Source organism: Sphaerisporangium sp. NPDC004334 (genome assembly GCF_053602655.1).
The window spans coordinates 397,534-423,538 of sequence record NZ_JBSGDZ010000001.1; the positions used below are offsets into that span (position 1 = coordinate 397,534).

19 protein-coding genes are annotated in these 26,005 nt (G+C 72.7%); 9 read left to right on the plus strand and 10 right to left on the minus strand.

Annotated features, from left to right (window positions below; genetic code table 11):
• The first annotated feature begins 157 nt into the window (after window positions 1-157).
• Window positions 158-1,183, plus strand: a complete 1,026-nt coding sequence (locus tag ACWEN6_RS01610; protein WP_452568445.1) for a hypothetical protein — start codon at window positions 158-160, stop codon at window positions 1,181-1,183.
• Window positions 1,184-1,235: 52 nt separating this feature from the next.
• Here the strand turns inward: ACWEN6_RS01610 and ACWEN6_RS01615 are convergent, their stop codons facing one another.
• The 4 genes from ACWEN6_RS01615 to ACWEN6_RS01630 form a co-directional block, all read right to left on the minus strand.
• Window positions 1,236-2,675 carry a cellulose binding domain-containing protein gene (locus ACWEN6_RS01615; protein ID WP_452568446.1) on the minus strand — a complete coding sequence of 480 codons (1,440 nt, stop codon included), beginning with the start codon at window positions 2,673-2,675 and terminating at the stop codon, window positions 1,236-1,238.
• 255 nt (window positions 2,676-2,930) lie between these two features.
• Window positions 2,931-4,001, minus strand: a complete 1,071-nt coding sequence (locus tag ACWEN6_RS01620; protein ID WP_452568447.1) for a LacI family DNA-binding transcriptional regulator — start codon at window positions 3,999-4,001, stop codon at window positions 2,931-2,933.
• A 148-nt stretch (window positions 4,002-4,149) separates the two neighbouring features.
• Window positions 4,150-5,679 (minus strand): alpha-N-arabinofuranosidase, encoded by a 1,530-nt coding sequence (locus tag ACWEN6_RS01625; protein WP_452568448.1) that lies wholly within the window; start codon window positions 5,677-5,679, stop codon window positions 4,150-4,152.
• Between the two features lie 205 nt (window positions 5,680-5,884).
• Window positions 5,885-6,895: a LacI family DNA-binding transcriptional regulator gene (locus ACWEN6_RS01630; RefSeq protein WP_452568449.1), complete on the minus strand. Its 1,011-nt coding sequence runs from the start codon at window positions 6,893-6,895 to the stop codon at window positions 5,885-5,887.
• A 213-nt stretch (window positions 6,896-7,108) separates the two neighbouring features.
• On the opposite strand from ACWEN6_RS01630, the gene ACWEN6_RS01635 reads away from it, so the two are divergent.
• From ACWEN6_RS01635 to ACWEN6_RS01650, 4 genes are all read left to right on the plus strand, one after another.
• The gene (locus ACWEN6_RS01635; protein WP_452568450.1) at window positions 7,109-8,452 is read left to right on the plus strand and encodes an ABC transporter substrate-binding protein; all 1,344 of its coding nucleotides are present in this window, start codon (window positions 7,109-7,111) and stop codon (window positions 8,450-8,452) included.
• Between the two features lie 111 nt (window positions 8,453-8,563).
• The gene (locus tag ACWEN6_RS01640) at window positions 8,564-9,517 is read left to right on the plus strand and encodes a carbohydrate ABC transporter permease (RefSeq protein WP_452568451.1); all 954 of its coding nucleotides are present in this window, start codon (window positions 8,564-8,566) and stop codon (window positions 9,515-9,517) included.
• Complete coding sequence (locus ACWEN6_RS01645) at window positions 9,501-10,442, plus strand: carbohydrate ABC transporter permease (protein ID WP_452568452.1); 942 nt, start codon at window positions 9,501-9,503, stop codon at window positions 10,440-10,442. The genes ACWEN6_RS01640 and ACWEN6_RS01645 overlap by 17 nt, the downstream gene beginning before the upstream one ends.
• 70 nt (window positions 10,443-10,512) lie before the next feature.
• Window positions 10,513-12,150, plus strand: coding sequence for a GH39 family glycosyl hydrolase (locus ACWEN6_RS01650; RefSeq protein WP_452568453.1), 1,638 nt, complete (start codon window positions 10,513-10,515; stop codon window positions 12,148-12,150).
• A gap of 4 nt (window positions 12,151-12,154) precedes the next feature.
• On the opposite strand, the gene ACWEN6_RS01655 is transcribed toward ACWEN6_RS01650, so the two are convergent.
• The 3 genes from ACWEN6_RS01655 to lexA form a co-directional block, all read right to left on the minus strand.
• A complete protein-coding gene (locus ACWEN6_RS01655) occupies window positions 12,155-13,573 on the minus strand; it encodes a M20/M25/M40 family metallo-hydrolase (protein WP_452568454.1) in 1,419 nt (472 codons plus the stop codon).
• An 80-nt stretch (window positions 13,574-13,653) separates the two neighbouring features.
• The gene (locus tag ACWEN6_RS01660; RefSeq protein WP_452568455.1) at window positions 13,654-13,989 is read right to left on the minus strand and encodes an STAS domain-containing protein; all 336 of its coding nucleotides are present in this window, start codon (window positions 13,987-13,989) and stop codon (window positions 13,654-13,656) included.
• 295 nt (window positions 13,990-14,284) lie between these two features.
• On the minus strand, window positions 14,285-14,953 hold the full coding sequence (gene lexA, locus ACWEN6_RS01665) for a transcriptional repressor LexA (protein ID WP_452568521.1): 669 nt from the start codon (window positions 14,951-14,953) through the stop codon (window positions 14,285-14,287).
• A 179-nt stretch (window positions 14,954-15,132) separates the two neighbouring features.
• Between lexA and ACWEN6_RS01670 the strand changes: the two genes are divergently transcribed.
• A complete protein-coding gene (locus tag ACWEN6_RS01670; RefSeq protein WP_452568456.1) occupies window positions 15,133-16,614 on the plus strand; it encodes an RICIN domain-containing protein in 1,482 nt (493 codons plus the stop codon).
• A 47-nt stretch (window positions 16,615-16,661) separates the two neighbouring features.
• Here ACWEN6_RS01670 and ACWEN6_RS01675 read toward each other — a convergent pair whose 3' ends face one another.
• On the minus strand, window positions 16,662-17,426 hold the full coding sequence (locus ACWEN6_RS01675; RefSeq protein ID WP_452568457.1) for an SDR family NAD(P)-dependent oxidoreductase: 765 nt from the start codon (window positions 17,424-17,426) through the stop codon (window positions 16,662-16,664).
• A 229-nt stretch (window positions 17,427-17,655) separates the two neighbouring features.
• Between ACWEN6_RS01675 and ACWEN6_RS01680 the strand changes: the two genes are divergently transcribed.
• The 3 genes from ACWEN6_RS01680 to ACWEN6_RS01690 are packed head-to-tail and all read left to right on the plus strand — an operon-like array spanning window position 17,656 to window position 19,893.
• Window positions 17,656-18,864: a low temperature requirement protein A gene (locus tag ACWEN6_RS01680; RefSeq protein WP_452568458.1), complete on the plus strand. Its 1,209-nt coding sequence runs from the start codon at window positions 17,656-17,658 to the stop codon at window positions 18,862-18,864.
• A 36-nt stretch (window positions 18,865-18,900) separates the two neighbouring features.
• A complete protein-coding gene (locus ACWEN6_RS01685) occupies window positions 18,901-19,110 on the plus strand; it encodes a hypothetical protein (RefSeq protein ID WP_354851836.1) in 210 nt (69 codons plus the stop codon).
• Between the two features lie 51 nt (window positions 19,111-19,161).
• Window positions 19,162-19,893: an SDR family oxidoreductase gene (locus tag ACWEN6_RS01690; RefSeq protein ID WP_452568459.1), complete on the plus strand. Its 732-nt coding sequence runs from the start codon at window positions 19,162-19,164 to the stop codon at window positions 19,891-19,893.
• A 68-nt stretch (window positions 19,894-19,961) separates the two neighbouring features.
• Here ACWEN6_RS01690 and ACWEN6_RS01695 read toward each other — a convergent pair whose 3' ends face one another.
• Together ACWEN6_RS01695 and ACWEN6_RS01700 are read right to left on the minus strand one after the other, a co-directional pair.
• On the minus strand, window positions 19,962-22,778 hold the full coding sequence (locus ACWEN6_RS01695; RefSeq protein ID WP_452568460.1) for an FtsX-like permease family protein: 2,817 nt from the start codon (window positions 22,776-22,778) through the stop codon (window positions 19,962-19,964).
• Window positions 22,775-26,005 (minus strand): permease, encoded by a 3,231-nt coding sequence (locus ACWEN6_RS01700; RefSeq protein ID WP_452568522.1) that lies wholly within the window; start codon window positions 26,003-26,005, stop codon window positions 22,775-22,777. Before ACWEN6_RS01700 ends, ACWEN6_RS01695 begins: the two co-directional genes overlap by 4 nt.

Below are 26,005 nucleotides of genomic sequence, written 5' to 3' on the forward strand. Positions count from 1 at the left end.
GGCCGTCCCTAGGAGATCCCCTGGCCCCCCGGCGCGGGCCGGCGTCACTCCGGCGTCGTCGCAGTCGGATCCTCGCGTTTTCGTTGGTTCCCCAGCCATGCCGCGCATGGTGTTCGTCCAGTTCGATGCTCGAACTGTAGAAGCTGAGGAGATCGTCATGTCATCATCCGTTCCACGGCCGGGCAAGGCCGGGCCCGTGGTCACCCAGCACCGCACCTGGATCCCCCTCGTCGTCACCGGGCTCATCATCGGCGCCGCGTTCATCGCGGTCTATGTCGGCCTTCAGCGATCACCCACGCCCCACGGGCTTCCCGTGGCCGCGGTCGGCGGGCGGCTGGTGAGCGCGGCACAGGCCAAGCTGGGCGACTCGCTGAAGGTCACGCAGGTTTCCAGCATCGACGAGGGCGCCGCCCTGGTGCGAAACGGCGACGCGGTCGCCGTGGTGGGCGCGACCTCCCCGGCCACACTGCGGTTGGAGTACGCCGGCGCGAGCGGGCTCAGTGAGAGCGGGGCGGCCCGGCAGGTCGTCGCCGGTCTCGCCCGCGGGGCCGGACTCACCGTTCAGGAGGCCGACATCGTCCCTCTGGCCACCTACGACTCGCGCGGGCTGTCCGCCTTCTACGTGGTCTTCGGCGTGACGCTCTCGTCGTTCGTCCTGGCCCAGGGCCTCACCGGTGCCGTCGCGACCGTTCGCCTCCGTCACAGGCTCTCCGCGATGGCCGGCTTCGCGGTGGCGATCGGTGTCGTGGCGGCCACGATCGCAGGCCCCATCTGCGGCTCACTGACGCCGTCGTTCCCGCTCCTGGCCGCTTCTCTCATCCTGCTGTCGGCCGCGAGCGCGTTCGCGACCAAGGCTCTCGGGGCATGGCTGGGCCCGGCCGGGATCGGCCTGGCCGTCCTCACCCTCACGACGATCGGCAACGCGACCAGCGGGGCGACCATCGGGTTCGACCTGCTGCCCGGATGGGCCCAGGCGGTCTCCGCGAAGCTGCCCCCCGGCGCGGCCGTGCGCGCCATCAACGACTTCGGCTACTTCGGCGGATCGCACGCGGGGTCCGCGCTCGCCGTCCTCGCACTCTGGTTCGCCGCGGGCCTCGGCCTGGTGCTCCTGCGGCAGTGGACGACCGTCCGCCGCGTGAGAGTGAGCACCGTCGCGGCCGAGCCGCTGGTGACGGCCGGATGAGCAAGGACCGCGGGGAACCGCACCATGACCGTCGTGAAAGCGGGTCCTTCCGTCAGGGGGTGGCTACGCCGATCTTGGGGGCGATGATGGGGGCGAGGCGGGCGGCGACCTTGAGGTGGCCGGCGTCGTTGGGGTGGCCGTCGCCGTCGGCGTAGTCGGTGCCGGTCGTCAGCCAGCCCTCTGTGGGGATGTAGTAGACGTTGGCGTCGCCGGAATTGTTGAGCGCGGCCACGGCGGCCTTGGTCTCGGTGACGTACCGCTTTTTGAAGGTCTCCATGGCGAACAGCGCGGCGGCGGGGTACTTGGCGCGGATGTTCCGCAGGAAGGTCGTGTACGCGGCCTGGAAGGCGGCATTGGTGACGTGGTGCCCGATGTCGTTGGTGCCCAGGTTGATCACGACGGCGCTGGCCTGGTACCGGCTGAAGTCCCAGGCGGTCGTACCGGTGCTGCCGAGGTCGAAGAACTGTGAGGCGAGCCCGACGCAGCCCTCCTGGGCGACCAGGCAGTAACCGGAGCGGGCGATCTGGGTGTGCCGTACGCCGAGGCGCTCGCCCAGGACCCAGCCGTAGGCGCTGACGGCGAGCTTGGAGGACAGGTAGCCCGCGGTGATGGAGTCGCCGACGAACTCCACCAGCTTGCCCGGCGGCGCCGGGGTGTTCACTGTCGACGCGCCGCTGTCCAGGACGAGCCCCTGGAAGACGACGTCGCCGGAGCGGTAGGACACCCACAGGGTGTGCGTGCCGGCCCGCAGGGGCGTCGGGGTCAGGTTGACGGTGCCGGAGACGCCCGCGTAGAAGACGTCGGCGCCGCCGTCGATGCTGACGTAGATGTTGACCGCGGACCGCTGCTTGATCTTGACGGTGGTGCCGGTGAAGGACGTCCGGATGTAGGCGCCGGCCCACTGGGGGACGTGGGCCGAGTCCCAGCGGCCGACGTAGGTGATGTTGGGGTCGCCCGGCTGGCCGTCACCGGTGACCACTCCCGAGGGCGTGGGCGACGGGCTGGGTGACGGGGTCGGGCTCGCCGGAGGGGTCGGGGTCGCGGAAGGGGTCGGCGTCGGGGTCGCCGGGGCGCCGGTGCAGGTCACGCCGTTCAGGGCGAAGGACTGCGGGACCGGGTTCGCCGTGTTGTTCCACGAGCCGTTGAAGCCGAACGCGACGCTCGCCCCGGTGGCCAGCGCCGCGTTGTATCCCGCGTCGGCCGCTCTGACCTGGGCGCCGGACTGGGTGAGCGTCGTGTTCCACGACTGGGCGACCGTCTGCCCGGCGGTGAAGGCCCAGGTGAGCGTCCACGCGCTGATCGGGTCACCCAGGTTGGTGACGGTGACCGAGGCGCCGAAGCCGCCCGACCACTGGTCGGTCACCGCGTACGCGACGCGGCATCCGGTGGCCGCCGACGCCGTGGGCGCGCCCCCCAACAGAGCCGACAGGACCGCCGCGACGGCGAGGAGGGTCGTCACCGGACGGATGAAGCGCTCGCGCGAGGTGGGCATCACGGCTCCTGACGGGGGTGGTCCTGCCGTCGCAGCATCGGAACCCCGCAGTGGCCTGTCAACGCCGCCGGCCCGCGCGGACGCGGAACGCGGAGGTAGAGCGCCCGGCCCGCGAGGGTCGAGATGAAAGCTTCACGAGGCTCCTTCGCCCCGGCCCGCCGCGCCCGGCCGCGCATCACGCCGTCGGGGCCGCCCGGCGGCGGACGCCCGGGACGGACGGACGAGGCGGACGGCCGGGGCGGGCGAAGCGGGCGTTCAGCGTGTCGACTCGCGGATCACCAGCTCGAAGGGGGCGACGTACTGGCCGGTCGGGCGGAGGGGGGAGCGGATGCGCTGAGCCAGCAGCTCGACGGCCCGCTCGGCCATCCACCGGTGGTCGGGTGCCACGGTGGACAGCGACGGCACGGCGAACCGGGATTCGGGGATGTCGTCGAACCCGATGAGGCGCACGTCGCCGGGGACCCGCAGACCGCGGTCGGCCAGGCCGCGCAGGACGCCGAGGGCGACGGTGTCGGTCACCGCGACCACCCCGTCGATCGCCCGGCCGGAGCCGGCCAGGCGATGGGCCGCGTCGCGGCCGGCTTCCATGCTCGCGTCGTCCAACGGGAAGATCAGGGGCGGGTGGACGTCCAGGCCCCGTTCGGCGAGCGCGGCGCGATAGCCGCGGTAGCGGCGCGTCGCCATGTTCACGGCGTTGCCGCCGTTCCCGCCGTTACCGCCGTTCGGACCGTTCGGACCGTTCAGGTCGTTCTGGCCGTTCACGTCGTCCAGGACGCTGCCGGTGACGAGCGCGATGCGGCGGCATCCCTGGTCGGCCAGGTGGGCGGTCGCGGCCTTCGTGCCTTCCTCGTTGGGCATGGCGACGTGGTCGAAGCGGCCGCCGAAGTCCTGCTCGCCGAGCATGACCAGGGGGTAGCCGGCGTCGGCCAGTTGCCGGTCCACGCGGCCGAGCGCGACCGCGCTGAGGATCAGGCCGTCGAAGTGCAGGGTGCGGGAATGGGCTATCGCGTCGGCCTCTCCGGCCGCCGCCGCGCCGGTCTGTTCGATCGACACGTGGAACCCCCGCCGCCTGGCCGCGCCGATCACGTGGGCGGCCAGGTGGCCGAAGTAGGGGAGCCCGATCTCGGGGACGGCCAGGCCGATGACGCCGGTCCGCCCGGACCGGAGGGTGCGGGCGGAGACGTTGACGCGGTAGCCCGACCGGTGGATGGCCTCCAGCACCCGCTCACGGACCGGATCGCTGACTCCGTCACGGTTGTTGACCACGTTGGAGACGGTCATCTTCGACACCCCGGCCAGCCGGGCGACGTCTTCCATGGTCACCATGCCGTGCCCCGCGTTCTGCCGGTGAGGGTGGGACTCCGGCTGCCGTGCTCGGTCGAGGCCGTCGTCGCCTCAGTTTATCGTGGATCGTCCTTCGGCTCCGAGCTCCGTGAGGGCGGGGGAGGGCCGGCGGCGGCGCGCCCGCGGCAGGTCACGCCGTCCGTCCCTCCACCGTGACGAAGGAATGGGCCGGCAGGTGCACGCGCAGCCCGGAGGCCGTGGCGGTGACCTGCTCGTGGACGCGCGGTGCGATGGTGCCCGGCGCCTCGGGGGTGTTGTGGTCCTGCGGCCTGCCGGAGGTCAGGATGCGGGAGCGGACCTCGGTCAGCGCGGCGCCGCGCAGGTCGAGTTCGACGTCGGCCGTCTCGGCCATGTCCAGGTTGGACAGCGAGATGAGCACCCGGCCGTCCTTGCGGCTGGCCGACATCGAGACGGTGGCGAGCGGCGCCGAGTCGACCTCGCGGACGGGGACTCCGCCCGGGAGGTCGACCCGCAGCGAGGCGGCGTCCTGGTGGCCCTTGTTCATCTCGAACACGTGGTAGGTGGGCGTCAGGACGAGCGCGCCGGAGTCGGGGTCGGTGAGGATCATGGCCTGGAGCACGTTCACGGTCTGGGCGATGTTGGCCATCACCAGGCGGTCGGCGTGCCGGTGGAAGATGTCGAAGTGCACGCTCGCGACCAGCGCGTCGCGGAGGGTGTTCTGCTGGTACAGGAAGCCGGGGTTGGTGCCCGGCTCGACGTTCCACCAGGTGCCCCACTCGTCCAGCGCCAGGCCCACGTTCTTTCCGGGGTCGTAGCAGTCCATGATGGAGGAGTGGCGGGCGATGAGCTCCTCGACGTGCGCCGCCTTGACCATGGTGCGGTAGTGGTCGTCGGCGTCGAACACCGTGGCGTCGCCCTTGTCCTCCCAGGTGCCGGGGATCGTGTAGTAGTGCAGCGACAGCGCCTGCATGAACGCGGCGGGGCGGTAGGCGCAGCCCAGGTCGCCGAGCTGCTTCATCAGCGTCTCGGTCCAGGTGTAGTCGTCTGAGTTCGCGCCCGCGGCGATGCGGTACAGCTTGTTGTCGCCGTGGTCGCGGCAGTAGGTGCCGAACCGGCGGGCCTCGGCCGCGTACTGCTCGGCCGACATGTGCCCGCCGCAGCCCCATGCCTCGTTGCCCAGCCCCCAGAAGCGCACCCGCCAGGGCTCCTCACGGCCGTTGGCCTTGCGGAGGCGCACCATCGGCGAGTCGCCTTCGCGGGTGATGTACTCCACCCAGTCGCTCATCTCCCTGACCGTGCCTGAGCCGACGTTGCCGCTGATGTACGGCTCGGCGCCCAGCAGTTCGCACAGGGCCATGAACTCGTGCGTCCCGAAGTGGTTGTTCTCCTCGACGTTGCCCCAGTGGGTGTTCACCATCGCCGGACGCCGGTCCTTGGGGCCGACGCCGTCCATCCAGTGGTATTCGTCGGCGAAGCAGCCGCCCGGCCAGCGCAGGTTCGGGATGTTCAGGGCGCGCAGCGCCTCCACCACGTCCAGGCGGATCCCGCCCGCGTGGGGTATGTCGCTCTGTTCGCCCACGTAGAAGCCGCCGTAGATGCAGCGGCCCAGGTGCTCGGCGAAGTGCCCGTACAGGTGCCGGTTGATCACCGGGCCAGGGACGTCGAGGTTGATGATGGCGGTCACGACCTGGTCGGTCATCGATGAGCACCCTTGCGCTTGGGGGAGGTCGGGTGGAGGCCGCGGATGGGATGGTTCCCGCTCGGCGCGGCCGATGGGAGAGGCGGTGAGGCGTACCTCACTTTATCGATCCATGGATCGGTAAAGTGAGGCAACAGTATCGAGCCGTCTCGCGGTGTCAAGACCTCGGCCGGCGCGGTCCCGGCAGAGGCGGCCGGCGCGCGGATCAGGACGACGGGGCGGGACCCGTCGAGTCGCGGACGCTGAGAGTGGTCGCCAGCTGGAGGTGCCGGGAGGCGGGCTGGACGCCGTCGGCCATGGCCAGGACGGTCTCGACGGCCATCCGGCCCATGCCGACGAGGGGCTGCCGGACGGAGGTGAGCCGGGGCGTGATCCACTGGGTCTGCGGCGTGTCGTCGAACCCGGTGACCGAGAGCTCGCCCGGGACGGTGATGCGCAGCTCCTTGGCGGCGGCGAGGACCCCGACGGCGATCTCGTCGTTGCCCGCGACGACCGCGGTCGGCCGCTCGCCGAGCGAGAGGACCTCGCGGCCGTGCCGGAATCCCGCCTCGACGGAGAACGCCTCGTGGCGGATCAGTGCGCGGTCCGGCGTGATGCCGGCCGAGTCGAGCGCGGCCTGGTACCCGTGGAAGCGTTCCACCGAGGGGGCGGAGCCGGGCGGGCCGCCGATCCAGGCGATCCTGCGGTGGCCGAGCCTGATGACGTGCTCGGTCGCCGAGCGGCCGCCCGCCCAGTTGGTGGAGCCGATGCTGACGACCCGGGATTCGGTGGTGTCGATCGGGTCGATCGCGACGACCGGCATCTCGAGGTCCTCCGCGGCGACGAGCACCGAGCCGGGCACGGCGATGGCGAGCGCGATGATGCCGGCGACGCCGGACGCCTTCTGCTCCGCCATCCAGGTGCGGGCCGCCGCACGGCTCGTGCTGATCGGCTTGTGGGCCGGCAGGCGGAGCAGGAGTTCGGCCTGGGCGGAGGTCGCCGCCAGGAGGATCCCCTGGAGCACCGTCCCGGCATAGCGGGACTCCACGATGTCCAGCATGGTGACCAGGGCCCGGTCCCGTGTCCGCTCGTGCCGCGCCGCCGTCGGCATGTAACCGATCTCGGCCATGACGCCGAGGACGAGCTCGCGCGTTTTCGCCCCCACGTCGGTGCGCCCGTTGAGGACCTTCGAGGCGGTCCCCGGCGAGACGCCGGCCAATCGGGCGACATCCGCCAAGGTGGCTCGCTCGGAACGGCCTCGCCGTGGCATCGCGGCTCCCTTCGGTCTACGAAACTATTTCGAATCTACCATGGATCACTTCTCGGCGGCTGCCATGTGTTTTCTCACCTTTGACCGTTGACAGGCGTTAGGCGTGAACCTACTGTCCTACCAACACCGAACAAGTTGCGAAATCTTTTCGGAACGTCTCCAGAACGAGAGGAGAGGCCGATGCGGCTCTCCCAGAAGGTCGGGCTGCTCTCCGCGGTCCTCGTGCCGATGGTCGCGCTGGCCGCGTGCTCAGGCGGCGCGAGTGGCACGGGTGGCACGGGCGGCGCCGGCGGCGCGGACGGTGGCGGCGCCGCCGGCGGCGAACAGGTGAACCTCACGGTCTGGAGCTGGGACGGCACGGTCGAGCAGGCTGTTCCCGGCTTCCAGGCCGCGAACCCGAACATCAAGGTCAAGGTCGTCAACGCCGGCTCGTCCACGGACGAGTACAAGGCACTCGACAACGCCATCCAGGCCAATTCCGGCGTACCCGACCTCGCGATGTTCGAGTACTTCGCGGTGCCCTACTTCGCCATCCCCGGCAAGCTGGCCGACCTCGCCGAGTTCGGCGTCGCGAACTTCCAGAAGGACTACGTCCAGGCCGCGTGGAACGACGTGACGGTCAACGGCAAGGTCTACGCCCTGCCGTCCGACTACGGCCCGTCGGCGATGTTCTACAACATGGCCACGCTCAAGAAGGCCGGCATCGACGAGCCCCCGGCCACGTGGGACGAGTACTACGAGGATGCCAAGAAGATCCGCGCGCTCGGCCGCGACTACTACATCGCCCAGGACACCGGAGACCTGTTCTTCCTGCTCTCGCTGATCTGGCAGGCCGGCGGTCACCCGTTCACGGTGAACGGCGAGAAGGTGCACATCGACTTCACCGACCCGGGCACGACCAGGGCCGTCTCCTTCTGGCAGAAGATGCTCGACGAGGGGCTGCTCAACAAGAAGATCACGGGGTGGTCCGACGACTGGAACCGGGCGCTCAACGAGGGCACCCTCGCCACCCAGACCATGGGCGGCTGGCTCACCTCGACGCTGCCCGAGCGCGCGCCGAAGAGCGCCGGTGACTTCAGGGTCGCGCTGATGCCGCAGTGGAAGCAGGGGGACAAGGTCGGAGCGGAGAACGGCGGAAGCTCCTTCGGCATCCCGGCGGCGGCCGAGCACAAGGAGGCGGCCTTCAAGTTCCTGGAGTACTTCACCCACGGCGGCGGTCTGTCCACCCGCGTCGACGCGGGCGCCTTCGTGCCCAACACCTCGGTGCTGGAGAGCGACGCGTTCAAGGGCAAGGCCGGCAAGTACTTCGGCGACCAGAAGGTCGGCGCCGTGCTGTCGGAGGCGTCGGAGATCGTCGGGACCGGCTGGCAGTATCCGCCGTTCTTCGAGTGGGCGCGCTCGATCTACGGCGACATCGCCTCGCCCTACTACACCACCGGCAAGGGTTCGCTCGCCGAGATCCTCCAGCAGTGGAAGCAGCGCTGCGTCCAGTACGGCAACGAGCAGGGCTTCCAGGTGGACTAGCGGATCCTCACCGCAAGGACGGGGGCCCGGTGTGCGGCGACGGCCGCCGCCGCACACCGGCCGGTGCGCAAGGAGCGCCGGGCAACGCAACGGATCGGAAGGAACACGGGCATGGACCAGGAACGTCGGCTCGACGTCAGCGCCTCGGCCATGGCGTCGCCGGCCGCGGCACGGCGTCCGGCGCCGGCTCGCCGGCGCCGCGGGTCGCAGATCGGACTGGCGTTCATCGCGCCCTTCGGAGCGCTGTTCGCGCTCGTGTTCATCGTGCCCATCCTGTACGCCGCCTACCTCAGCCTCTTCCGGCAGAAGCTCATCGGGGGCAACGCGTTCGTCGGCCTGGCCAACTATACCAAGCTGGTGCAGGATCCCCAGTTCTGGGACGGGGTGGGACGCGTCGTCCGGTTCACGCTCGTCCAGGTGCCGATCATGCTGATCGTCGCCATGGCACTGGCGCTGGCGCTGGACTCCCTGCGCGTGCACGGCGGCAGGTTCATGCGGGTGACGATCTTCCTGCCCTACGCGGTGCCGGCGATCGTGGCGACGCTCATGTGGGGGTTCCTGATGGGCGTCAAGTACGGCCTGTTCGGCAGCCTGAACGACGCTCTGGGCACCGACTTCGATCCGTTCACCCCGGGCACCACGCTCACCTCCATCGGGGTGATGGTCACCTGGGCGTTCACCGGCTTCAACATGCTCATCTTCTACGCCGTCCTGAAGGCCGTCCCGCGCGAGCTGTACGAGGCGGCCGCGATCGACGGGGCCGGCGAGCTCCAGGTGTTCCTCGCGATCAAGCTGCCGGCGCTTCGCGGATCGCTGGTCGTCGCGATCATCTTCTCGATCATCGGCACGTTCCAGATGTTCAACGAACCGCAGATCCTGCCCTCGATGGTCGCCAACAGCGGCGTCACGACCTTCTACACGCCCAACCTGTACGCCTACAACCTGGCGTTCACCGGGTCGCAGCAAGGCTATGCGGCCGCACTCGCGCTCGTCATGGCGGCGATCACGATCGCCGTCGCCTACGCCGTCCAGATCAGAGGGTTGAGGAATGCGTTCGACCAGTAGCCGGCGAACCGGGGCCGGGAAGGTCTCCGGCACGCCGATCCGTCATCCCGGTCGTGGCCGCCGGCTCTACACGATCGAGAACCCCAGGAAGAGCACCGTCCTCACGGTGATGACCGCCCTGTTCACCCTGTACTGCCTGCTGCCGCTGGCGTGGCTGGTCATCAACGCGACCAAGTCGCAGGCCGACTTCGTCTCGACGTTCGGGCTCGCCCCCGGCCGCGGGTTCGCCCTGTGGGACAACATCGCCGGGGTGTTCACCTACCAGGACGGCATCTTCTCGCGGTGGCTGCTCAACACCGTCGTCTACGTCGTCGTGGGTGCGACCGTGTCCACCTTCCTGGCCGCCCTCGGCGGGTACGCCCTGGCGAAGCTCGACTTCACGGGCAAGCGGGTGTTCCTGTTCGTCGTGCTGGGGTCGATCTCGGTCCCCGGCATCGCCCTGGCGATCCCGCAGTTCCTGCTGTTCGCCCAGCTCGGGATGACCAACACCCCCTGGGCGGTGCTGATCCCGTCCTTCATCAACCCGTTCGGGTTGTACCTGATGTGGGTGTTCGCGGCCGAGGCCGTGCCGAGCGGCCTGCTGGAGGCCGCGAAGATCGACGGCGCCGGGGAGTTCAGGACCTTCGTCCAGATCGCGCTCCCGCTGCTCGCCCCGGCGAGCGTGACGGTCCTGCTCTTCTCCTTCGTGTCGATCTGGAACAACTACTTCCTGCCGCTGATCATGCTGAAGGATCCCGCCTGGTATCCGCTGACCGTCGGGATCAACCAGTGGAACAAGCTGGGCTCGACGGCCGGGAACGGCGCCCTCATCCAGAACCTCGTGATCACCTCATCGCTGCTGACGATCATCCCCCTGATCGTCGCGTTCCTCAGCCTGCAGCGGTACTGGCAGTCGGGCCTGTCGCTCGGCGCCATCAAGGGCTGAGAGCGACACGCCGGCGGCCCGCGGCGCCGGCCGTTCTTCCGCGCACCATCCCGCCTAGAGAAGTGAGACCATGACCAGCGACGGTGTGTACGAACCCCGGTACCGCATCGACGGCCGGCCGTGCGACGAGAGCGCCTTCCCGCACGTCTGGGCCAGATGCATCGGCGCCGGCCGCGCGAACGAAGCGCTGCGCGCCGACTGGCAACGGCAGTTCGCCGAGGCCGCCGCCGCGTTCGGGATCGAGTACATCCGCTTCCACGGCGTCTTCCACGACGACATGTTCGTCTACCGGGGAAGCTACGGCAGCGGGTTCGGCCCGGACACGCCTCTCGACGCGCCGGTGTACACATTCAGCTACGTGGACAAGGTGTTCGACTTCCTGCTCGACTGCGGTGTCCGCCCGTTCGTCGAGCTGGGCTTCATGCCGCGCGAGCTGGCGACGGCGACCGAGACGGTGTTCTGGTGGGGCGCTCACTGCAGTCCCCCCAAGGACATGGCGCGCTGGGTCGAACTGGTCACCCGGTCGGTCGAGCACTGGGTCGACCGGTACGGCCTGGAGGAGGTGCGGCAGTGGCGGTTCGAGGTGTGGAACGAGCCGAACCTGGTTCCGCACTTCTGGACCGGGACCAAGACCGAGTACTTCGAGCTGTACCGGCGGACCGTGACGGCGATCAAGAAGATCGATCCGGCGCTGAAGGTAGGCGGCCCCGCGACCAGCGTCTTCGTGCCCGACGACCGCTACAAGGGCGAAGTGGAGGACCGCCCCGCGATGCGCGAGACGGCCGCCGCGGCCGACGTGGACGCGCTCGACTGGCGCCCGGTGTGGATCGAGGACTTCATCGCCTGGTGCGCGGAGCGCGAACTGCCGGTCGACTTCGTCTCCACCCACACCTACCCCACCGACTACGCCTACGGCGCCGACGACCAGGCGGTGGCGATCACCCGGTACGCCGACGCGACGTTCGACGACCTGACCCTGCTTCGCAAGCTCGTCAGGAACGGCCCCTATCCTGACGCGGAGATCCACATCACCGAGTGGTCGACCTCGCCGTCGGCCCGCGACTTCATCCACGACACGCTGTTCGCGGCGACCTCCATCACCCGGTCGTTCCTGAAGTGCGCCACCCTCGCCGACTCCATCGCCTACTGGACCTTCACGGACGTGTTCGAGGAGGGCGGCGCCGGCATCGGACCGTTCCACGGCGGGTTCGGCCTGGTGAACGAGAACGGCATCCACAAGCCCACGTGGCACGCGTTCGCGATGCTCGGACGGCTCGGCGACCGCCTGCTCCTCGCGACGCCCGACGGAGTCGTGACCCGTGACAGCCGGACCTCGGCCACCTCGGCGGTGTTCTTCAACTACCCCGACGACATGGCCATGAAGGGCGTCGGCTCGGAGAACTCCTACGCGGCCACACGCGCGCGGGCCGAGATGGGGCCGGCCCGCAGGATCCACCACACGATCGGCGAACTGAAGCCGGGCACCACGTTCCTGGTCGAGATCCTGGACTGGGAGCACGGGAACGTCGCCGAGGCCTGGTACCGGCTCGGATCGCCCCTCAACCCGTCGCGGGCCGAGACCGAGTACCTGAGCGAGGTCGCCGACTCCCTCCTCAGGTACACGCTGACCGTGCCCGACACCGGGGTGCTGACCCTCGACGTCGAACTCGGGCCATGGGCGGTGATGTCGCTGCGGCAGTCGTCCTGATCGGTCAGTGGCGGGCGTGGGCGTCGAGGATGTGGGCGACGGCCTCGGTCACCTGCTTGGCGAAGGGGATGTTCAGCCATTCGTCCGGTACGTGCATGTTGGAGTCGGCACCGAGCGCGCCGGTGACGACGAACTGCGCGCCGGGGTAGCGGCGGCTGAGCATCTCCATGAACGGGATTCCGCCGCCGAGGCCGAAGCCGCGGCACGGCGCGTCGAACACCTGGTCGCCGATCTCGTCCAGGGCCGCGGTCAGCCAGGGGGCGGACGCCGGCGCCTGCCAGCCGTCCAGCAGCATGAAGTCGTGCACCTCGGCCTGCGCGCCGTAGGGCACGTCGGTCGTGAGGATCCTCACCAGCGCGTCCCGCGCGGCCTCGGCGTCGACCGTCGGGGGAGTGCGGAAGCTCAGCCGCAGGGAGGTCGAGGCGCGGAGCACGGCTCCGGCCACCGCGGGGTCCGGGAGGCCGGCGGCGCCGATCACCGACAGGGTCGGCCGCCAGGTGTTGTTCAGGATGAGTTCGACGTCGTCGTCCGAGACCGGCCGCATTCCGTCGACGAGCGGGAAACGGCGCGCGCTGACCCCCGGCTCCAGCGCGGCCAGCGCCTCGGCCTCGGCCCGCCGGTCCGGCGGGATCGGCACGTTCATCTCCGGGATGGTGACCTCACCGGTCGCCGAGTCCTCGACGCGGTCCAGCAGTCGCCGCATGACGCGGAAGGAGCTCGGCACGATGCCGCTCGCGATCCCGGAATGCGCGGCGGTCTCCAGCACGCGCACGGTCAGGGTCGCCTGCACCACGCCGCGCAGGCTCGTGGTCAGCCACAGCCGTTCGTAGTCGCCGCCGCCGCCGTCCAGGCAGACCACCAGGGAGACCTCGCCGAGACGGCCGGACAGATGCTCCAGGTAGGCGGGCAGGTCCGGGCTGCCGGACTCCTCACCCGTCTCCAGCAGCACGATCGCCCGCGCGTGGTCGCCGCCCGCCGCCCGCACGGCGGCCAGCGCGCTGACCGCGGCGTAGCCGGAGTACCCGTCGTCGACCGAGCCGCGGCCGTACAGCCGGTCACCACGCAGGACCGGCCGCCACGGGTCGAGCCCGTCGGACCAGTCGCCGAGCGGGGGCTGCTTGTCGAGGTGACCGTAGAGCAGCACGGTGCCGCCCGCCGCGCCGCCGTCGGTCGCGGGGACCTCCGCGACGAGCAGCGGGGCACGGCCGTCGAGCTGGACGATCTCACACTGAGCGCCCGGCAGGCCACGTGAGGTGATCCAGTCGCGCACGTGGTCGGCGGCGGCGCGCAGATGGCCGTCGCGCTCCCAGCCCGCGTCGTAGGCGGCCGACAGCGCGGGTATCGCCACCAGCCCGGAAAGGCTGGACATCAGGTCTTCGTCCCAGCCGTCGGCGACCGCCTCATGTACTTTCTCGGCATCCACCGCCACATCATGGCACCCGGCCGCGCGGCAGCCCGCCGCCGGGTGCGACCGGCCCGGCCCGGTCCCCCACGCCGCCGGCCTCAGGGGGCGGTCGCCGCGCGGAGGGCGTCGTCGAGGGTGGGGTGGATGTCGAACGCCTTGTCCAGGGCGGTGACGGCCAGCAGTCGCGTGAGGGCGGCGGGGACACCGGCGAGCATGAACCTCCTGCCCTTGGCCTCACTGCGGTGTAAGGCGAGGACGAGCTCACTCATCCCGATCGAGTCGCAGAAGGTGACCGCCTCCAGATCGACGATCACCACCCGGACCTCGGGCGATCCCTCTATGCGGTGCAGTTCCTTCCGCAGGACGGGAGCGGAGTCCAGGTCGAGAGCGCCGGCGGCCCGGACGACGACGGCATCGTCCCGTCGGTCCGACACGGCGGTGAAAACGCGATTGGAACATGACTTGGAAGTCATGGTGGCTCCTTCATGGAGGTGAAGCCGGCGTCGCCCGCCTGGGCGACGCCGGATGGCACGTGCGCCCTCGCCGCCGCCGTGAGCGATCTCGGCGAGGACCCGGCCGCGGCCCTCCGGCCCCGCGATCGGTCCATGCCCCGGCCCATGCCCTGAGGGCGAGAAGGGAAACAGCGACCCCACCGGCCACCAGCGAGAACGGCGGACGTGAGAAGGCCGCGCGGGCCGGGGCGGCGGGGCGCCGGGCAGGGCGGGGAGCTCAGACGCTGCGCAGGACGGACACCACGATGCCCAGTACCACGGCGGCGTCACCGTCGATCACGTCGTAGGCGGGGTTGCGCGGTTCGAGGAGGATGTGCCCGTCGCGCCGGCGGTACACCTTGACGGTGGCCTCGCCGTCGATCATCGCGGCGACGATCTGGCCCGAGTGCGCCTCGGGCTGCCGCCGTACCACGACGATGTCCCCGTCGCAGATCGCGGCGTCGATCATCGAATCGCCCCGCACGCGGAGCCCGAACACCTCGCCACGCCCGGTGAGGTCCCGGGGCAGGGTCAGCATGTCGTCCAGGTGCTGGTCGGCCAGGATGGGGGTGCCCGCGGCGATCTCCCCGACCACGGGCACGCTCACCAGGTCGCCGGCCGGCTCCGGCGCCGCTGTCCGCAGGAACAGGCGTACGTCGATCGGCCGGGTCATCGTGGCGCCCCGGCGGAGGTACCCGTTCTCCTCCAGGCTCTTCAGGTGTTTCGACACCGATGACGACGACCGCAGCCCGACCGCGTCGGCGATCTGACGCGTGCTCGGCGGATACCCGTACCTGACCACCCAGTCGCGGATCACGGCCAGGATCCGCTGCCGGCGCCGCGGCAGCACCGAGGAGTCCAGGTACTCGGACAGGTCAGGATCGTCGTAAGTGGTCACCCGCGAAATGCTAGACGTGCCGGCACCCGGCGGCATGAATCTTTCCTTCGGCGGGGACCGCGGCATCGCGTTCATGTCCTGCTCATGGCCGTCGTGGGCGGGTCACGCCGCGGGGCCGGACGTTGACAGCCTTGGATGAGAGCGTTAACACTCTCGGCAGTCGAGCCGTTCCGCCCCCGGACAGAGAGATGCCGATCAGCATGAACATGAGCTTCCCCCCCAGGCTCGCTGTTCGCGGCCCGGGCCTGTGGCGGGTGGTCGCGGCCGTCGTCCTGCTCGCCGCCGCCCTCGTCGGCCCCGCCGCGCCGGCGGGCGCGGCCGCGGTGACCGTGACCAACGGCACCCAGTTCCGCGACACCAGTGGGAACGTGCTGCACGCCCATGGGGGCGGGGTGCTGAAGGTGGGGGACTACTACTACTGGTTCGGCGAGAACCGCAATCCCGACGGCACCTTCCGCGCGGTCTCGGCCTACCGGTCCACCGACCTCAGCCACTGGGAGTTCCGCCGCGACGTGCTCACCAGGTCCTCGGCGTCCGAGCTCAACGTCTCCAACATCGAGCGGCCGAAGGTCATCTACAACGCCTCCACCGGCAGATACGTCATGTGGATGCACAAGGAGAACGGCTCCAACTACAACGAGGCGCGCGCCGCCGTCGCCTCCTCCGCGACCGTCGACGGCGACTACACCTACCACGGCAGCTTCCGCCCGCTGGGCCAGTACATGTCGCGGGACATCACGCTGTACAACGACAACGGCACGGCGTACATGATCTCGGCGGCCGACGAGAACAACGATCTGCTGATCTACCGGCTCACCTCGGACTACCTGAACGTCGGCTCGCTCGTGGGCAACTTCTGGAACGACGCCAAGCGCGAGGCCCCGGCCCTGTTCAAACGGGGGAACGTCTACTTCATGCTGACCTCGGCGGCGACCGGCTGGAGCCCGAACCAGGCGCGCTACGCGACCGCGCCGAGCATCTCCGGTCCGTGGACCGGGTGGACCAACGTCGGCGACGGCACGACCTACAACTCCCAGCCGGCCTACGTCCTGCCCATCCAGGGCTCCTCGACGACCGGGTACCTCTACATGGGCGACCGCTGGGCCGGCGCCTGGGGCGGGCCGGTGAACGACTCTCAGTACGTCTGGCTGCCGATCACGTTCCCGTCCGACACCAGCATGAGCCTGACCTACTACCCGCAGATCACCGTCGACGTCGCCACCGGCGAGATCTCCGGCAGCGGCGCCGTCGGCTCCTACCGGCTCACCGCCCGGCACAGCGGCAAGGTGATGGACGTGGTGGGGGCCTCGACGGCGAACAACGCCGAGGTGAGGCAGTACACGTGGAACGGCGGCGGCAACCAGCGCTGGCAGTTCCAGGACGCCGGCAGCGGCTACTACCGGCTGGTCGGGGTGGGCAGCGGCAAGTGCCTGGACGTCGCCAACGCCTCCACGGCGGACGGGGCGAACATCATCCAGTACACCTGCGGCGGCGGGACCAACCAGCAGTGGCAGTGGGTCGACGCCGGCGGTGGCTACTTCCAGCTCAGGGCGCGGCACAGCGGCAAGTGCCTGGACGTGGTCAACTCCTCCACCGCCGACAGCGCCGACATCCAGCAGTACACCTGCGGCGGCGGCGCCAACCAGCAGTGGAGCCGCACCCAGTCCTGAGCCCGGCGCACCGCCCCGATGGGGCCCCGCATCACCGTCCGGGCCGGTCAGGCCAGGTTCAGGCCGCCGTCAACGGCCAGGACCTGGCCGGTGACCCAGGCGGCGGCCGGGTCGGCGAGGTGGACGATCCAGGCGGCCACCTCATCGGGCGTGCCCCGGCGGCCGAGCGGGATGCGGGCGATTTCGTCGCGCTTGATCCGCTCGACGACGGCGTCGGGCAGCCCGGCGGCGGTGAGCGCCTCGCTCTCGGTGGGCCCGGGGGCCAGCGCGTTGACGCGGACGCCGTCGGCGGCCAGTTCCAGCGCCCAACTGCGGGTCAGCTGTTCCACGGCGGCCTTGGTGGCGGCGTAGTGGGCGGCGCCCGGCAGGGGGCGGTGGCCGTAGGTGCTGGAGAGGTTGATGATCGTGCCGCGTCCGGCGCGCAGGTGCGGCAGGGCGGCGTGGGCGAGCAGGCTGGGCGCGGTGACGTTGAGGGCCAGCAGTGCGGCGACGCGCCGGGCGTCGGTGTCGGCCAGCGGCATGACCTCGGTGGCTCCGGCGTTGTTGACCAGGACGTCCAGGCGGCCCCATCGTCCGATGGCCGCCTCGACGACCGCGTTCGGCGTGCCGTCGGCGGTGATGTCGGCGGGCAGCGGGACGATGCCGGGGTGCTCGCCGGCGGTCCGGCGCAGGGCCTCGGCCCGGCGTCCGACGCCGAGCACGTGCGCGCCGGCTCGGGCGAGGGCGACCGCGGTGGCGCGGCCGATCCCGGACCCCGCTCCGGTCACGATCGCGACGCGGTCCTGAAGGCGGCCGGTGGGCGGGACGGTCACGTGGGGCTCCGTTCGTCTGAGGCGTCGCGGCGAATCGGCCTTCGCCGCGGTGCGGTCGCCAGCTAGGACAGGACACCGCCGCGACCTGTGACAATGCTGGGGAACGGCGCTTGCGGCGGCACGGTGTCACAGATCGGCGGGCCGTCCGGTCTCAGACGCCAGGGACGTACGGAGCGACGGGAGCCAGACCTTGCCACCGACCGGCACCACCATGCGGATCCGGGTCCGGATGAGCGCTCGTCCGATCGACGAGCCGCACCGCGTGTCCAGCCAGCTCGAGCTGCTGTTCGACCTCACCTTCGTGGTCGCGGTCGCCGCCCTCACCGCCCAGTTCGCGCACGGCGTCGCGGACGGCCATGCCCTGGCCGGGGTGATCCCGTTCCTCCAGGTGTTCTTCGCGATCTGGTGGGCGTGGATGAACTTCACCTGGTTCGCCTCGTCCTACGACACCGACGACGTCGCCTACCGGCTGCTGACCATGGTGCAGATGGCCGGCGTGCTGGTGCTGGCCGCCGGTGTGCCGGCGGCGGCCGACCACGCCGACTACGGTGTCGTCACGCTGGGGTACCTCATCATGCGCACGGCGCTCGTCGGCCAGTGGCTGCGGGTGGGCCTGGAGGACCCGGCGCGCCGCCGCACCGGGCTGCGCTACGCCGCGGGCATCGGCCTGGCGCAGGTGGGGTGGATACTGCGCTACCTCCTCATGGACACCGGCGTCCTGCCCTCGTCGTTCGGCCTGCCGTTCTTCGCCGCCCTGGCCCTGGTGGAGTTGGCGGTGCCGCGATGGGCCGAGCGGAGCGGCGCCACCACCTGGCACCCGCACCACATCGCCGAGCGCTACGGACTGTTCACCATCATCCTGCTCGGCGAGAGCGTCCTGGCCGCCAGCCGGGGAGTCGGAGGGGCGCTCGAGGCGGGGGCGATCGGCACTCCTTTCGTGGTCATCGCCTTCTCCGGCCTGGTGCTGCTGTTCGCGCTCTGGTGGCTGTACTTCCTCGTCCAGGCGGGAGAAGGGCTCAGCGACCGCCGTCACCGGTCCTACCTGTGGGGCTACGGCCACTACGGCATCTTCGCGGCCCTGGCCGCCCTCGGCGCCGGGCTGGAGGTGGCGGTGGAGCGCACCGGCCACGAGGCGGCCGTCTCGCCGCTGACCTCCGGCTACGCCGTCGCCGTCCCGGTCGGGGTGTGCCTGGTGCTGCTGTGGGCGGTGCACGCGCTGGTCATGGCGCGACCCGTCATGAACCCCGTCGCGGTCGCGGGCTGCGTCATCGTCATCCTGGCGCTGCCGCTCGCGACGTCCCTGATCGGCGTGGCCGCGGTGATCGCCGCGATCGCCGGCACCTGCGTCCTGCTGGTCGCCGTCACCGTCACCCGCGGCGGGGCCCGGGGAAGAAATACCGGTGAGGCTGTCACAGGGCCCGGGGCCGGCCGGTCTTAGCTGCCGACCGGACGGCAACCCACGCATGGAGCCGAGATGAGCACTTCGAGCGGCGAGAACCGATCCCTGTACGAGCTTCGGATCGAGATCGAGGAGGAGGTGACGCTGGTCGAGGAGAGCCACTCCGAGGAGGCCCTGGACCTGCCGGTCACCGACTGGCTGTTCGACCCGGCCGAGGCCGAGCGTGAGGAGATCGGCCTGCGCGGGCTGCTCGGCGCCGTCGAGGCGCTGGAGGGACGCGACTGAGCGCCCACGCCCCGGATCAGCGGATCACCATCTAGGAAGGTAGTAAATATCATGAAGTTCGCAGTCATCGGCGGAACCGGGCTGATCGGCTCGCAGGTCGTCCAGGACCTGAACGCGGCCGGGCACCAGGCGGTGCCGCACTCGCTGTCCACCGGGGTCGACATCCTCACCGGCCAGGGCGTGGACGAGGCGCTGGCCGGCGCCGACGTGGTGGTCAACCTGACCAACTCCCCGACCTTCGACGAGGCCTCCCTCGCCTTCTTCCAGACCTCGATGGACAACCTCCTGGCCGCGGCCGCGAAGGCGGGCGCCGGGCACTTCGTCATCCTGTCCATCGTCGGCGTCGACCAGGTGCCCGACCTGGACTACTACCGGGCCAAGGTCCTGCAGGAGGACCTCCTCAAGGCCGGGCCCGTCCCGTACTCCATCGTCCGCGCCACACAGTTCATGGAGTTCGTCGACGCCGTCCTGTCCTGGACCGCCGACGAGAAGACCGTCCGCCTTCCCCGCACCCCCATCCAGCCGATCGCCGCGGCCGAGGTCGCCGCGGCCGTCGCCGACGTGGCCGCCGGAACCCCGCTGAACGGCACCCTGGACGTCGGCGGGCCCGACACCTATTCGCTGGACGAACTGGGCCGCCTCACCCTGCGCATCAAGGGCGACGAGCGGTCGGTGACCACCGACGACACCGCGGGCATGTTCGCCGCCGTCCACGGCGACGTCCTCACCACGGGGCCCGGCGCCCGCATCGCCCCCACCCACTACACCGACTGGCTGAAGTAACCCGCCGGACGCCGCGCCCCGCCCGCCTGCCCGCGGCCGTCCGTCGCCCGCGCGGAGGACGCCGGCGGCTATCCCTCGCCCGCGCGCAGGACCTCGCCCAGCCGCCGGCGGCGTCGCAGCGCCGACTCGATCGGCACCACCGCGGCGACCGCCGCCGTCAGCGCGAGGGCCAGCAGGCCGAGCCGCCACCAGGGCGGCGCCGGGGCCGGGTCGGTGGCCTGGCCGGTGACCAGCCGCAGCGCCAGCGGGCCGGCCGCGAGACGCGCGACCAGCAGCCCGAGCAACGGGCCGGTCACGGCGGCGACCACCACCGGCGGCAGCAGTTCGCCCGCGGCGACCCAGCGGGCGTCCCGCGGCCGCAGACCGAGCGTCCGCAACCGGGTCAGGGTCTGCCACCGATCAGGCGCGCTCGCGGCGGCGCCGAGGGCCAGCGCCAGCAACCCGAGGGCGAGCAGGGTCGCGGCCGAGGCCCACGCCGACCACAGCAGGCCCGAGGTCAGCGGCGCCGCGCGGCGCGCGCGCTCCACCTCCGCGCGCACCACGGGCTTGGCGGCGACGGCGCCGGTGGCCACCGCACGCGCCGCCCCGGGGCCGTTCACCCAGATCGTGTTCGGCACCGACGGCATCCCCGCGGCGGCGAGCGCCCCGGCGTCCACGATGACCACGTCGTCGGCGTCGCCGGCGGGGGGCGCCGTGCCGACCGCGGTGAGCCGGACGGCCGGGGCGGCGTCCCTGAGCAGGTCCAGCCGCATTCCGGGACGCAGGCCGCCGTCGCTCGAGCGCACCAGCGCGGGGACGCCCGCGTGACCCGGCGCCGTGAGCCGGGAGAGCCGCGGAGCGTCGTCCCGCAGCGGGGTCGCGGCCAGCAGCCGCCGGAAGGCGGAGGCGTCCACGACGACCAGGCGCGGCAGGACGATCTCGGAGTCGGCGGAGACGCGCGTCGTGTCGTCCACCCGCCCGGCGACGGCCTGCCGCACCCCCGGCGCGGCGGCGACGCGCCGGACCAGCGCGGGCGTGGAGACCGCGGCGGCGGAAGAGACGTCGAGGCGGGCGTCGGCGCCCACGGTGCGCCACGCCCCGTCCGTCAGGCTCTGGGAGGCGGTGGCCTCCAGAATGAGCGCGAACGACGCCAGGGCCGTGGAGGTCACCAGGACCAGCAGCGGCAGCAGGCGCGCGGACGCCGCGGCGGCCCGCGCGGCGCCGAACACCGCCAGCGGGCGGCGCGAGCGCAGCGCCCGGTTCAGCGCGAAGCGCGTCCCGGCGGGCAGCAGCCGCAGCAGCAGAAGTGTGACGGCGATGATCCCGAGGGCGGGCGCGCTCGCGGGCAGCGCGACCCCGCCGTCTGAGGCCGGCTGGGCGCCGGCCGCGTCACCGGCAGGGACGATTCCGCGCTGGTACAGCGCGACGAAGGCGGCGGCCGCGGCGATCGCCACCGCGGCCTCGAAGGTGGCGCGGCGCAGCAGGCCGGTGCGGCGGATCCAGAGGCGCGCGGCCCGGTTGGCCGGGACGCGCCGGTCGCGGGTGGCCCGGGCGGCGGCGAGTGTGCCGAACGCCGGGCCGGCGGCGGCAGCGGCCAGGACGACGGGGACCGCCCATCCCCAGGAGGCGTCGTGGGCGATCGCCCGCGCCAGAGAGAGCCCGGCCGCGGCGGCCGTCAGCGCCACGACCGCGGACTCCAGCAGCAGTTCGGCGCAGAGGACGGGCAGGGCCGCCCCCCGTGTCCGCGCGGCGGCCAGCGCCGGGGCGCGGCGGCGGGCCAGCAGGTCGGCGGCGAGCAGCAGGACCAGGACCGCGGCGGCCAGGACGCCGGTGAGCAGGACCGACGCCTGCGCGAACGCGGCGTTCACCTGGGTCTGGACCTTCCGCAGCACGGCGTCGAGCCGCGTCTCCCATTTCAGCGAGACGTCGCGGGCCCCTGAGGAGCCGGAGGCGGCCTTCAGGGCGACCACGGAGGCCGCGATCGGCTCGGTGGAGTCCCAGGAGAACTTCGGCGCGTCCGGGGCGAACCGGACGGCGCGCTGCAACTGGTCTTGGTCCAGGGCAAGGCGGGCGTCGGGCAGCGAGGTGGGGGACAGCAGGCCGGCGAGCCGGGTCGTGCCGATGCCGTCCGCGCCGGCCACGGGGCGCAGCAGCCACGGAAAGTGCGCCCAGGCGGGATCGGCGGCGTCGGCCGGGCGGAAGACGCCGCTGACCCGCACGTCCTTGACCCGGCCGTCCTCGTCCGCGAGCGGGATGCGCGTGCCGGGCCGCGCCTTGAGCGCCGCGGCGTCGGCCTCCGACAGACCGACCTGCACCGGCCACGGCGGCGAGTCGTAGCCCACCTCGGTGTAGTCGCCCGAAGGGGTGGACGGCTCGGGCGCGCGGCCCGCGATCCAGGTCACGCGCGGCCTGCCGTCCTCGCCGTCGCCCGTGGCGAGGTAGGCGAGCTGGAAGGTGCGCAGCACGCTGCCATCAGTGATCTTCAGTGGCGTGCTGGTGACGGTCGCCAGGGGCGGGCGCAGCGCGGCGCGCAGGCGAGGAGTCAGCGCCTCGGCGGCCCGGTCGCGGAAGTCGCCGACGTCCTCGGCGAGCCGGGGGAGGCGGACGCGGCCGCCGTTCTGGCCGCCGTCGTCCTCCCAGCGGGCCCGCACCACCAGGTCGTCGTCGGCGTCGCGGCCGACCGCGTCCCGGACGGCGTCGTCGGCGGTGGCGCGCAACAGCGGCGGCACGGCGCCGGCGAGCAGGGTGACGACCACCACGACGGCGGCGGCCAGCAGCAGGGGCCCGGCGTCGGCGAGGGCACGGCCGCGGACGCTGGGCCAGTGCAGGCCCGGCGGCCACCAGCGGGCGGCGCGCCGCCGCGCGGGCGGCGCGTCCGGCGGCCGCTGCGCGGTGCGGCCGGTCACGACGCCACCCGCAGGTGGGCGGCGTCGGCGCGGCGGGCCTGCACGGTGACCACGACGGTCACCGCGAGCGCGCACAGGGCCGGCAGCAGGGCGAGCAGGGCCGCCTCGGCGGGCCACGGCCAACTCGGCAGGGCGTCAGGGACGGGCGCGGCGCCGGTGTCGGAGCGGATGAGCAGAGGCGCGACGGCGTGGGTGGCGAGCGCGCCGACGACCCCGCCCGCCGCGAGCAGGGGCAGCAGGACGCCGACGTGCTGGCCGAGCAGCATGGTGCGGATCTCGCGCCGCACCATGCCGATGCCCCGCAGCCGCGCCACCTCCACGGCGCGGACCTGCAGGTCGCAGGTGACGTGCAGGACGACGCCGACGAGCAGCAGCAGGCCCGAGGCCAGGACCAGCAGCCGGAGCGCGGCCGGCACTCCGGCGCGCAGCGGGCCGCCGGCCAGGCGGGCGGTCTCGGCGGCGCGGGTGGTGACGGTGCCGAGGTTCAGGGCGGTGGCGCGCGCGGCGGCGTCGCCGCGGGTGGGGCGGCCCACCCACCAGGCGTCCACCGGGGATTCCAGGTCGCCGCCGACCACCAGGGCGCGGGAGAGGGCGTCCAGGTCGGCCAGGATGGCGGCGGCCCCTGGGGCGGAAGGAACGGTGGGCAGCACCTCGGTGACGCGGATCGGGACGGCCGTGGTGCCGATGGTGAGGCTGAGCCGTGAGCCGGGCCGGGCGCCGGCCTCCCCGGCGAAGCGGCCCGAGACGGCCACCGGCACCGGCCCAGGGGCCGGGAAGGCGGTGGCCACCAGGGTCCGGGCCGCCTCCGGCGGCCCCCGGAAGGTGACGGTCGTCGTCATCGTCAGCCGGGCGCCCTCGGAGGTGCCGGTGAGGGCGGCGGCCGGGTTGCCGAGCTGCCCGGGGATGGGCTCGGCGGAGACGGCGGTCCAGGACGACCCGGCAGCCGCGCCGGCGGATGACGCGTCCCCCGGCATCGTGAGCGTGACGGCGACGCGGCTCTCGCCGGGCGGGGGCTCGACCGTGGTACCGAAGGAGCTGATACCGCCCGGCGCGTCCTGGCCGGGCGTGAACGGAAGGGACACCGCGACCAGCCGCTGCCCTGCGACCGTCGCGCAGGAGGGCAGCGGGTGCGCACGGCCGTCGAGCGGTACAGGGGCGCCGGTGCAGGGAGTGCGCAGCCCCGTGGCGTCCTGCAACAGCACCCAGGGGGTCACGCTCAGCCGGGCTCCGCCGCTCGCCGTCCCGGTGAGGGTGAACCGCGCGCCGACCGGGACGGGGACGCCGGCGGCCCGCTCCCGCGGCGCGAGGGCGGCGCCCACCTCCCGCCAGCTCCGGCCGTCGTCGAGCCGGCCGCGCAGCAGGGCCTCGGCGCGGGTGGTGTCCACGGCGACCAGCCGCAAGGCGTCCCCGGCGTTGCCCAGCCACTGCCCGACCGCCACACCACGGTCGGTGACCGGGCTCACCGCTCCCGCGGTGACCGCGGCGACGGCCGCGCCCTGCCCGGCCGCCGGCGGGGCGGTGAGCGCGACGGCGAGGTCCGTGCCGACGGACAGGTCGGCCTGGTCGTGCTGCGAGCGCTGCCAGGTGGCCTCGAAGGCCGTGCCGAAGGTGCCGGCCGCGCAGGCCAGGCCGACCAGCAGGCCCGCGGCCACCGCCTGCGGCCGCCTGGCGGCCTCGAAGGCGGCCAGCGGGACCACCAGCCCGCGGGCCCGCCGCGCCAGCCGGTCGGCGACCCGCAGGGCGGGCAGCGCCAGGCGCAGCGCCAGCGCGGCGCCCGCGGTGAGAAGCAGCGCCGGAGCGAGCACGCGGACCGCGTCGGCGCGGGGATCGGAGCCGGCCGGCTGGGAGTGCAGCTGCCACCAGCCCGCGGCGGCGAACGCCACGAGCGCCAGGTCGGCGCCGGAGCGGGCCAGCAGCTCCCGCCGGTGGCGGCCCTCGCCGGCCGCGGCGGCGGGCCGGAGCGCGGGGACGACGAGCATCACCGCGAGCGCCAGCGTGCCGCCCGCGACGGCGAGCACCTGTGCGCCGGTCACGCCCACGGAAGCGGCGAGCCCCGCGCCCGCCATCGGCGGCAGGTGGGTCAGGCCGGCGTGCAGCGCGGAGGAGGCGGGGACCGCGAGCGCGACGGCGAGGACGGTCAGCACGCCGGCCTCGGCGGCCGCGACGGCGGCGAGCCGGCCGCGACCGGCGCCCAGGGCGGACAGCAGGGCGGTCTCGCCGGCGCGCACGCCGGCGGTGAGCCGGCCGGCCAGGGCGAGGGCGGCCGCGGTCAGGGCGATGGCGAGGACGGCGACGGCGAGCACGGTGGCCGCGGTGACCTGCTGCTGCTCCCGCGCCGCCCGCAGGGTCAACGGCAGCCGGGAGGCGACGCGCTCGATCTGCACCCGGTCACCGAGGACGCGCCCCAGCCGGCGGTCGGCCCCCAGCACGGACGCGGCGACGGTGTCCAGGTCGCGGCTGGTGGGCGCGGACAGGTCGGGGTGGGCGGCGATCTCCAGCCGGTCGATCGTGGAGCCGCCGGCGAGCAGGTCGGCCAGGTCGACGACGAACGGCCCGTAGGCGTGGACCGGCTGCTGGGAGCGGCCGTCGTTGTAGGCGAGGTCGTAGCCGGAGGCGGCGAGCGGGTCGCGGTCCCAGCCGGCGCCCGGCCGCGGGCGCACGACGCCGACGACGCTCACCTCGACCGGCGGGGCGGAGTCGCTGGACAGCTCGGCGCCGAGGCGGACGCGGCTGCCGAGGGCGAGGCCGAGCAGCCGCGCGGTCGGCTCGAACACCACGGCCTCAAGAGGCGCCGCCGGAGCCGCGGCGCCGGCCGCGGGCCGCGGCCAGCGTCCGTCGACCAATTCGGCCTGGGCCGGCAGGCGCTCCACACCCGACAGATAGCCCTCGGCCGGCACGCCGTTCCCCCCGCCGCCCGCCGGCGCGAGCGAGCGCATCACCGAGGACGCGCGCGCGGCCGTCGTCGCGGCGAACGGGGCGAGCGCCGAGGTGAGCACGCCCCGGGTGTCGTCGGCGACCGACCGCGCGTCCGGACCGCGGACGGTGACGGCGAAGGCGGTGACCTGGACGTCGCCGGGGGCGGCGCGGGAGGCGGCGACCTCCAGCGCCTGTTCGGCGGTGCGGGTGACCAGCAGGGCGCACGTGCCGAGCACGGTGGGGCCGATCATGACGACCGCCAGCAGCGCCGCCAGCAGGGGCCACTGCGCGCGGGCCCGCGGGAGGAGCAT